An 8,597-nucleotide genomic window follows, 5' to 3' on the forward strand; every position below is an offset into this window, starting at 1 on the left:
CGGCACGCTCATGACCGCGGCGCAGCCGTCGAACCGCGCACGCTCAACGCGATTTCGAGATACTCCTGAACAGGGTCGGCCTGCGGGTTGAGGATGGCGTTGACGGCGCGCCGGCCGAGTTCCTTTATCGGCTGGCTGATGGTGGTCAGGGGCGGCTCGGAGACCGCGGCTTCGGGCACGCCGTCAAAGCCGACAACCGAGACATCGCCCGGAACCTCATACCCGTGATCGCGCAACCAGGCCATCGCCTCCAAGGCGATCCTGTCCGATTGGGCCAGAATGGCGGTGGGCTTTTCTTTGAGGGAGAAAATGTGCTCGAGACCGGCCGCGACCGTCTCGGGTTCGTTGAGCGTATTGTAGATCGGCACGGTCGCGACATCGATGCCGGCGCTGGCCAGGACCTCGAAATACCCTTTGAGGCGCTCGCGCGGCGCGGGATAGATCGCCGCGTCCACATCCGCCAGGTCGGCAGGACCCGCTCTGCCGTCTTGGAATTCGAGCGCGAGAACGGCGAAACGCCTGTGCCCGAGATCGACCAGATGACGGGCCGCAAGCCGTGCACCCGCGACATTGTCGATCCCGATGATGGAGATGGAGGTGTCGGTTTCGCCGAAGGCCAGCGCAACGAAGGGCAGTTTGCGTTCGAGCGAATGGGCAATCAGCTTGTCGGCGCCCACAAGGCAGAACAGGATGAACCCATCGACAAGCGCGCTGTGCATGTTCCAGGCGAGAGCTTCTTCCGAGACGGCCGAAACCAGCGAGATGCCAGTGCCGCTGGCGTCGCACGCCTCGGTTATCCCCTGCATGAGGGTCCGCGCGAACGGGTCCTCGAAAAAATAGCCGAGCGGTTCGGACGTGGCCACGCCAATCGCATTGACCTTGCCGGCCCGCAACAGCCGCCCCTTGGGGTCAGGCCCGCCATAGCCAAGCCTTTCGGCTGCCATTCTGACCTGCTCGCGCACTTCGGCGCGCACAAGCTGGGGCCTGTTAAAGACATTGGACACCGTCCCTTGCGAGACCCCGGCGGCTTTTGCCACATCGGACAATCTGGCGCCCTTGCCCTCACCCATTCATCACCCTTGACGCTCCACGATCTGTTCCAATCACTATCGCGCATGGATTGAACCGATTCAAGTTTTGCTTGACTCGAAGTCGCGCAGCATCCAGTTTTGAATCGATTCAATTTCATTTTCGTTGACGATTGAATCGATTCATTGTGTCTGTCGAAGGGATATCAAATGGCGATTTCCAACCTTGCCAAGCTTCTGACGCCCCATATCCGGCTGCCGCTCAAGCCATTGCGCGTTCCTGCACCCGATTTTGGTTTCATTGCAAAATGGATAGACCGTCAAAAGCACCTGTTCGAATTGGCCCGCCTGGCGCGCCATGATCCAAGAATCCTCGAGGATGCCGGACTCGACCCCGAAGAGGTGCACGACGCGCTCAAGGGCACCTGGCATGAGGTCAGCACCCACCAACACCCTCACGATGGGCATTAGACGAAGGTTTCGACGACCGTGATTACGGTAGGCGGCAAGGCGCTAACGGCTGCTCAAGGGGATTTGGGAGTCTTAACTGGCGATAGGGCGCGCGGTGCTGCCCCCTCTCGCACCGCTGTCATCCCGGCCTTGAGCCGGAATGACAGCGCGGTGGTAAACGGCTGGCGCTAGCCCAGTTTCGCGATGATCGCGTCGCCCATTTCGCCGGTCGTGACCTTGCGGGCTCCGGTCTGCATGATATCGCCGGTGCGCAAACCGTCTTCAAGGACGTCGGAAATCGCCGTTTCCAGTTTGCCTGCCAGATCGACCATGCCGAACGAATAGCGCAGCGCCATGGCGAACGAGGCAAACATGGCGATGGGATTGGCGATGCCCTGCCCGGCGATATCGGGGGCCGAACCATGGACGGGTTCGTAAAGCGCCTTGCGCTTGCCGGTTACCGGGTCGGGTGCGCCCAGCGAAGCCGAGGGCAACATGCCCAGCGAGCCGGTCAGCATGGCGGCGGCGTCCGACAAGATGTCGCCGAACAAATTGTCGGTGACCATCACATCGAACTGTTTTGGATTGCGCACAAGCTGCATCGCCGCATTGTCGGCCAGGATATGGTGCAGATCGATTTGCGGATAATCCTTGCCGGCCTGCTTGATCACCTCGTCCCAAAGGACGCCCGATTTCATGACGTTCTTCTTGTCGGCCGAATGCACCTTCTTGCCACGCGTCATGGCCAGATCGAAAGCGACGCGCGCGATGCGGTCGATCTCGTAGCTTTCATAAACCTGGGTATCGATGGCGCGCTTCTGGCCATTGCCCAGATCGGTAATTTCCTTGGGCTCGCCGAAATAGACCCCGCCGGTCAATTCGCGCACGATCAGGATATCGAGCCCTTCGACCAGTTCCTTCTTGAGCGAGGAGGCATCGGCCAGCGCCGAATAGCAGATGGCGGGACGCAGATTGGCAAACAGGCCCAGATCCTTGCGCAGGCGCAAAAGCCCCGCCTCGGGGCGCACATCATAGGGCACATCATCCCATTTCGGCCCGCCCACAGCGCCAAAGATCACCGCATCTGCAGCCAGCGCCTTTTCCATGTCCGCCTCGGAAATCGCCACCCCATGCGCATCATAGGCGCAACCGCCGACAAGGCCGCTCTCATATGAAAAATCGGTCGCGCCGGTCCCGTTGAGATGGGCAATGAGCTTTTCGACCTCGGCCATGATCTCGGTGCCGATGCCGTCGCCGGGGAGGAGGAAGAGGGTGTTGGAGGCCATGGTGATCCTTGTCAGGCAATAGGAATAGGAAAGTAGGAAGGAAAGCGACCTAAACCCAGGGCCGGTTTTCGGCCATCTTGCCTTCGTACCCCGAGATCGACTCGTCCCTTTTCAGCGTCATGGCGATATCGTCGAGCCCTTCGAGCAGGATGTGCTTGCGGCCCGGGTCGATATCGAAAGTGATGGTGCCGCCATCGGGGCCGGAGATCGTCTGGTTTTCCAGATCGACGGTCAGCGTGGCGTTCGAGCCGCGATCGGCATCGTCGAGCAGCAGGTCGAGCTGTTGGGGGGTAACCACGATGGGCAGGATGCCGTTCTTGAAGCAGTTGTTGTAGAAGATATCGGCAAAGCTTGTGGAGATGACGCAACGAATGCCGAAATCGAGCAGCGCCCACGGCGCGTGTTCACGCGACGAACCACAGCCGAAATTGTCGCCGGCGATGACGATTTTCGACTCGCGGTAGGCGGGCTTGTTGAGAACGAAATCTGCCTTTTCGCTGCCATCCTCATTATAGCGCATCTCGGCGAACAGCGCGGTGCCCAGACCGGTGCGCTTGATGGTCTTGAGGTATTGTTTGGGAATAATCATGTCGGTGTCGATATTGATGATCGGCATGGGCGCGGCAACGCCCGTCAATGTCGTGAACTTGTCCATGACTTTTTCTCCCACAGGGCGCCGGTCTGTCGCGCAAGGCGCAACCGTACCCGGCGGTACGATTTGGCTTGTCTGTCTCTAATGCAATCGCGCGCGCTTGCCAAGCAGGCTCGGGCCATTGCACGGGCCAAGGCCGCAAAGTATGGTGCGCGCCAGATTTTGACCAAAGGATAAAAGATGACGCCGCACAATCATGCCAATCCCGGCGATTATGCCGAAGCGGTGCTGCTGCCCGGCGACCCGCTGCGTGCCAAATGGATCGCCGAGACGTTTCTCGAAGACGCAAAACTCGTCAATTCGGTGCGCAATTGCCTGGGCTTTACCGGCACCTGGAACGGCAAGCCCGTTTCCGTGCAGGCGACCGGCATGGGCCAGCCTTCGACAGCGATTTATGTGCATGAGCTTTTGAACACCTATGGCGTCAAGACCATGATCCGCGTGGGCACATGCGGCGGGCTCAACACCAAGGTGAAAGTGCGCGACGTGGTGATCGGGGCCTCGGCGGCCACCGATTCAACGATCGTTACGGGCGCGTTCGGAAACTACAATTATGCCCCCGCCGCCGATTTTTCCCTGCTGCGGGCCGCTGACGACGCGGCGCGCGCCAAGGGCAAGACAGTGCATGTGGGCGGGATCGTCTCCTCCGACATCTTCTATCACCCCTCGGGGCTCGAGGCTTACAGCAAGCTGATCGAGCATGGCGTGCTGGGCGTCGAGATGGAAGCGGCAACGCTTTATACGCTCGCCGCCCGGTTCGGGGCGAAAGCGCTGACCATCTGCACGATGACCGATTGCCTGATCACCGGCGATGAGATCGACGCAGAGGCAAGGCAGACGTCGCTGAGCGATATGGTGGAGATTGCGCTGGACGTGGCGGTGGGGGTTTAGACAAAGGAAAGCCCCCTCACCGCCCTGCCGGGCACCCTCTCCCCGCAGGGGCGAGGGTTAAGATGGGGCGCCCCATGTTCATCGCTGCAGCGTGAGTGATACTGGACGAGCAGAGCGAGGACCCCGGCGATCGTTCGCCGCGCCGTCGCAGGCGCAGCGGAGGGCATAGCGCGGTTTCAGCGCGTCATGCCCGCAGCGGTGCGCGCCGTGAGACAGAAGATCAGTGCCTGAAATGGCGCATGCCGGTGAACACCATGGCCAGACCCGCCTTGTCGGCGGCGGCGATGACCTCTTCGTCGCGCACCGAACCGCCCGGCTGGATGACGGCGGTGGCGCCCGCTTCGACAAGCGCTTCGAGCCCGTCGGCGAAGGGGAAGAAGGCATCGGACGCAACGACCGAGCCTTCTGTCAAGGCGCCCTTTTCCTTGGCGGCCTTGGCGGCATCCTTTGATTTCTTGTGCGCGATGCGGGCCGAATCGACGCGGGACATCTGCCCGGCCCCGATCCCGACCGTGGCGCCGTCCTTGACATAGACGATGGCGTTGGACTTGACGTGCTTGGCGACCTTGGCCGCGACCAGCAGATCGGCCATTTCGGCTTCGGTCGGCGCGCGCTTGGTGACGATTTTGAGTTCGCAATCGTCAGCGTTCTGGTTGTCGCGGGTCTGAACCAGAAGGCCCCCGGCGACGGAGCGGACGGTGAGCCCTTCGGCCTTGGCATCGGGCAGGCTGTCGGTGACCAGCAGGCGCAGGTTTTTCTTGGATTCGATGATCGAGATGGCGTCGTCGGTGGCGCCGGGGGCGATGATCACTTCGGTGAAGAGTTTGACGATCTCGATCGCGGCCGCCTCGTCGAGCGGACGGTTGAGCGCCACGATGCCGCCAAAGGCCGAGACCGGATCGCATTTGAGCGCCGCCTGATAGGCTTCGACAAGCGTTCTGCCCTGCCCCACACCGCACGGATTGGCGTGCTTGATGATGGCGACGGCGGCGGCGTGCTCGGGATCGAATTCAGCGACCAGCTCGAACGCGGCGTCGGTATCGTTGATGTTGTTGAACGAGAGCTGCTTGCCCTGGATCTGGGTGGCGGTGGCAACGCCGGGGCGGTTGGAGCCATCGGCATAGAACGCCGCCCATTGGTGCGGGTTTTCCCCATAGCGCATCACTTCGCGCAATTTACCCGAAAAGCACCGCCAGGTGAGATCGGGCAGATCGAGGGTTCTGGCGAACCAGTTGGAAACCCCCGCATCGTATGCCGCGGTGCGCGCATAGGCCTTGGCGGCATATTTCTGGCGCGCGTCATAGGCGACTTCACCGCGCTCCTTGAGGGCAGCCAGCACGTCGCGGTAGTCGTCGGGGTCGACGATGACCGTGACATCGCCATGGTTCTTGGCGGCCGCACGGATCATGGCGGGGCCGCCGATGTCGATGTTTTCGATAACTTCGTCATAATCGCCGCCCTTGGCGACGGTCTGGGCGAAAGGATAAAGGTTCACGACCAAAAGATCGATGGGCGAGATGTCATGAATGCGCATGGCCGATTTGTGCGCGTCGTTGCCGCGGATGCCCAGAAGACCCCCATGCACCTTGGGGTGGAGCGTCTTGACCCGCCCGTCCATGATTTCGGGAAATCCGGTCACCTCGGAAATGTCGATCACCGGCAGCCCTGCCTCGGCGAGCGCCTTGCGGGTGCCGCCGGTCGAAACGATCTCAACGCCGAGCGCCACCAGCGAGGTTGCAAATTCGATGATACCGGTCTTGTCGGAGACCGAGAGCAGCGCCCGTTTGACCTTGGTTGCACAAGCATGAGCCATGGGAAGTCCTGCGCTTTTTTGTTGAGAGGGGAAAGATGGGCGCGGGCCTATCACGGTTTTCCCCAAACGGGAATAGGCCCCGGCACTAGCTCTGCCGCGTGAAAACCCAGGCAATGTCGGTATCGGAGCGGGCCGGGCCGTGCAGGACAATCTGTCGCGTGCGGTTGAGCCCGAAATAGGCCGAATGGCGCACGCTGTCGTCGATATCGGCTTCGGCCCCTTCCCACAGGAACGCCCAGACCTCGCCATTGCGATAGGTGAGCCGGAAAAACGCTTCCCCACTCGAGCGCTCCAACGCCACGCCGGGGGCGAGATGGAAGCGGATGGTGAAGGCGCCCTGCTGGCGGGAGCGGTTCCCCGCCGCAACGAACCGGTCCTGCCCCACAAGCGTCTGACCGCCGCCCATCAGGGTGAGGCGCCGGACGATATCGAGCCCGTAGCGGTCACGATAGGCGCCGGTTTTCAACTCCAGGGTGTTTTCGGCCTCGTCAAGCGACATCAGCGGCTCCGGGCCGCGCCGGCGCAGGGCGTTGCCCGCCATCGACCCGCCCCCGATCCGCGCGCTCGACATGTCGTCGATGGTCGGCGCGCTGTGGGCGGATGTGTGGCGGAACAGATTGCCGCTGTCGGACAAGCCGGCCGGTGCCGGGCCGCAATTGCCCACCACCAGCGTCGAACCGGACGCATATTCGAAACTGAGGCCCCCCGCATGGGCATCGCGGGCGAAAGGAAGCGGCGGGACCAGCCCGCAATCGGCAATCAGCTTGCCCGGACCGTCCACAAGAATGCCATAGCCGCCGCACAGGCTCGAGCCCGAACTGCGCACGCCCGATTGGGCGGTGATGGCAAGGACCAGCTCGACCGGCACCTGGCCGCAGCCATTGGCATAGACCGGCTCGCGCGTGCCCAGCACCAGCTTTTCGAGCGCCCGGTGCATGGCTTCGATCCGCAGCCCGATGGCAGCCGACATGTGGCCGTGCCGCTGACCGAGGGCCTGATTGACCGGGATGATCTCGGACAGGATCTGAATCTGGGTGAAGGGATTGCGGTTTTTCACCAGCCCGTCATCGCCAAGCACGGTTGCAAGTAGAGCCCCAAGCCCGTCCACATGGGCGACAAGATCCTTTGGCTCCTCGCTTTCGCTCAATGCAGCCCCGACCAGCGCGATTTCCACCATCAGCCGCGTGACCGGCCCGTAAACCAGCGGCGCGCGCACCTTGAGCGATTGCACCTGGATCGAAAGCGAGCGCAGGATCGCCCGGGACTGATCTGGCGTTGCGCCGTCAAACAGCAGCGAGAGCGATTTGAGCCAGTTGAGCACCCGCCGCGCCGTGATGAACAGATCCCAGGCCTCGGCCTCGAACGCGCCGAACCGGGCGATCCAGTCGAGCACCAGCGTGCGGGCAAAGGCCCGCTGGCCGGGGTCGGTGACAGCGGAAAAATGGCGCAGCCAGCCAAAGCCGTGCAGATCGGCAAACCAGTCGTCGAAATCGCTTTCGACGGCAAACGGCGAGGTGCCGCCGGTTTCCACCATGCGGCCCGAGAGCAGATATTTGCCCTCCATCATCTCGACAATGGTCTGGGAGTCGGCCGGCCGGAATTCGGCCAGGCGGGGAACGAAACGGATTTCGCCCGCTCCCGACCACGTCCAGGAAAACAGGGGATTGGTCACGCACCGGTCGGCAATACCCATGCCGCCGCGCTTGAGACCGAAACGCAAAACTTCAAACACGCCCATACCCGAACCCTACTCCCGGGCCAGATTGTACCATCAACTTTGCGTTAACCACAGGGCTCGAGCCGCACTTTGCCGCCATTTCAGACCGGCTTTCTGATGAAGCGGGCGATGAAAAAGCCATCGAGTGCGCCGGCAACCCGTTGGGCAGCGCCATGGCCGGCGTGAGCCGCACAGCGCCCTGGGGCGTAAGGGGCGTATCCCAGCCGTCAAGTTCGCTGGTAGCGATCGCAGACGGCTCAAGTTCGGGCAAGCTCGATTGCACCCAGGCCAGTTGATCTTCACCCTCGCCGGGCTCGAGCGAGCACACGCAATAGATGAGCCGCCCGCCCGGCTTGAGAAGCGCGGTGGCGTGGGCCAGCATTTTGCGCTGCAAAGCCACGCGCTCGGCAATGCCCTGGGCGTTGCGGTGCAACAGCACCTCGGGGTGACGGCGGAACGTGCCCGTGGCCGAACAGGGAGCATCGAGCAATACGGCATCGAAAACCGGCCCCGGCGCGTAATCGAGAGCGTCGGCGACAACGATCTCCGCGTTCAGCTCGAGGCGGTCGAGATTGGCCCGGACGCGCGCCATGCGGTCGGCCGAAATATCGAGCGCGGTAACCCTGGCCCCTGCGGAGGCCAATTGAGCGGTCTTGCCGCCCGGCGCGGCGCAGAGATCGAGAATGGCTTCGCCGGCGCCAGCCTTCAAAAGCCGGGCGGGCAAAGCGGCGGAAACATCCTGCACCCACCATTTTCCCTC

Annotated in this window: 8 protein-coding genes; 2 read left to right on the forward strand and 6 right to left on the reverse strand. The window is 62.4% G+C overall.

All coding sequences use genetic code 11. From position 1 onward, the window contains the following. Window positions 1-8 precede the first annotated feature (8 nt). Window positions 9-1,070 carry a LacI family DNA-binding transcriptional regulator gene (locus AACZ55_RS03955; protein WP_339643312.1) on the reverse strand — a complete coding sequence of 354 codons (1,062 nt, stop codon included), beginning with the start codon at window positions 1,068-1,070 and terminating at the stop codon, window positions 9-11. Window positions 1,071-1,238: 168 nt separating this feature from the next. On the opposite strand from AACZ55_RS03955, the gene AACZ55_RS03960 reads away from it, so the two are divergent. Continuing rightward, window positions 1,239-1,499, forward strand: coding sequence for a hypothetical protein (locus AACZ55_RS03960; protein ID WP_339643315.1), 261 nt, complete (start codon window positions 1,239-1,241; stop codon window positions 1,497-1,499). Window positions 1,500-1,666: 167 nt separating this feature from the next. Here the strand turns inward: AACZ55_RS03960 and leuB are convergent, their stop codons facing one another. Together leuB and leuD are read right to left on the reverse strand one after the other, a co-directional pair. Beyond that, window positions 1,667-2,764 carry a 3-isopropylmalate dehydrogenase gene (gene leuB, locus AACZ55_RS03965; protein WP_339643318.1) on the reverse strand — a complete coding sequence of 366 codons (1,098 nt, stop codon included), beginning with the start codon at window positions 2,762-2,764 and terminating at the stop codon, window positions 1,667-1,669. Between the two features lie 49 nt (window positions 2,765-2,813). Then, window positions 2,814-3,419, reverse strand: a complete 606-nt coding sequence (gene leuD / locus AACZ55_RS03970) for a 3-isopropylmalate dehydratase small subunit (protein WP_339643321.1) — start codon at window positions 3,417-3,419, stop codon at window positions 2,814-2,816. Window positions 3,420-3,596: 177 nt separating this feature from the next. Here leuD and deoD point away from each other — a divergent pair, with 177 nt between their 5' ends. After that, window positions 3,597-4,307, forward strand: a complete 711-nt coding sequence (deoD, locus tag AACZ55_RS03975; protein ID WP_339643324.1) for a purine-nucleoside phosphorylase — start codon at window positions 3,597-3,599, stop codon at window positions 4,305-4,307. A gap of 220 nt (window positions 4,308-4,527) precedes the next feature. Here deoD and purH read toward each other — a convergent pair whose 3' ends face one another. From purH to AACZ55_RS03990, 3 genes are all read right to left on the reverse strand, one after another. Further along, window positions 4,528-6,120, reverse strand: a complete 1,593-nt coding sequence (gene purH / locus AACZ55_RS03980; protein WP_339643328.1) for a bifunctional phosphoribosylaminoimidazolecarboxamide formyltransferase/IMP cyclohydrolase — start codon at window positions 6,118-6,120, stop codon at window positions 4,528-4,530. 85 nt (window positions 6,121-6,205) lie between these two features. Next, window positions 6,206-7,858: a heparinase II/III family protein gene (locus AACZ55_RS03985; RefSeq protein WP_339643331.1), complete on the reverse strand. Its 1,653-nt coding sequence runs from the start codon at window positions 7,856-7,858 to the stop codon at window positions 6,206-6,208. Beyond that, a partial coding sequence (locus AACZ55_RS03990) for an RsmB/NOP family class I SAM-dependent RNA methyltransferase (RefSeq protein WP_339643334.1) occupies window positions 7,845-8,597 on the reverse strand: 753 nt, incomplete at its 5' end. The genes AACZ55_RS03990 and AACZ55_RS03985, both read right to left, overlap by 14 nt.

This window comes from uncultured Pelagibacterium sp. (assembly GCF_963972885.1).
Taxonomy (GTDB): domain Bacteria; phylum Pseudomonadota; class Alphaproteobacteria; order Rhizobiales; family Devosiaceae; genus Pelagibacterium; species Pelagibacterium nitratireducens.

What these genes read in the sequence shown, in the direction of transcription:
- leuD (WP_339643321.1), bottom strand. Translation starts at nt 3,419, where the DNA reads ATGGACAAGTTCACGACATTGACGGGCGTTGCCGCGCCCATGCCGATC.
- purH (WP_339643328.1), bottom strand. Translation starts at nt 6,120, where the DNA reads ATGGCTCATGCTTGTGCAACCAAGGTCAAACGGGCGCTGCTCTCGGTC.
- AACZ55_RS03955 (WP_339643312.1), bottom strand. Translation starts at nt 1,070, where the DNA reads ATGGGTGAGGGCAAGGGCGCCAGATTGTCCGATGTGGCAAAAGCCGCC.
- deoD (WP_339643324.1), top strand. Translation starts at nt 3,597, where the DNA reads ATGACGCCGCACAATCATGCCAATCCCGGCGATTATGCCGAAGCGGTG.
- AACZ55_RS03985 (WP_339643331.1), bottom strand. Translation starts at nt 7,858, where the DNA reads ATGGGCGTGTTTGAAGTTTTGCGTTTCGGTCTCAAGCGCGGCGGCATG.
- leuB (WP_339643318.1), bottom strand. Translation starts at nt 2,764, where the DNA reads ATGGCCTCCAACACCCTCTTCCTCCTCCCCGGCGACGGCATCGGCACC.
- AACZ55_RS03960 (WP_339643315.1), top strand. Translation starts at nt 1,239, where the DNA reads ATGGCGATTTCCAACCTTGCCAAGCTTCTGACGCCCCATATCCGGCTG.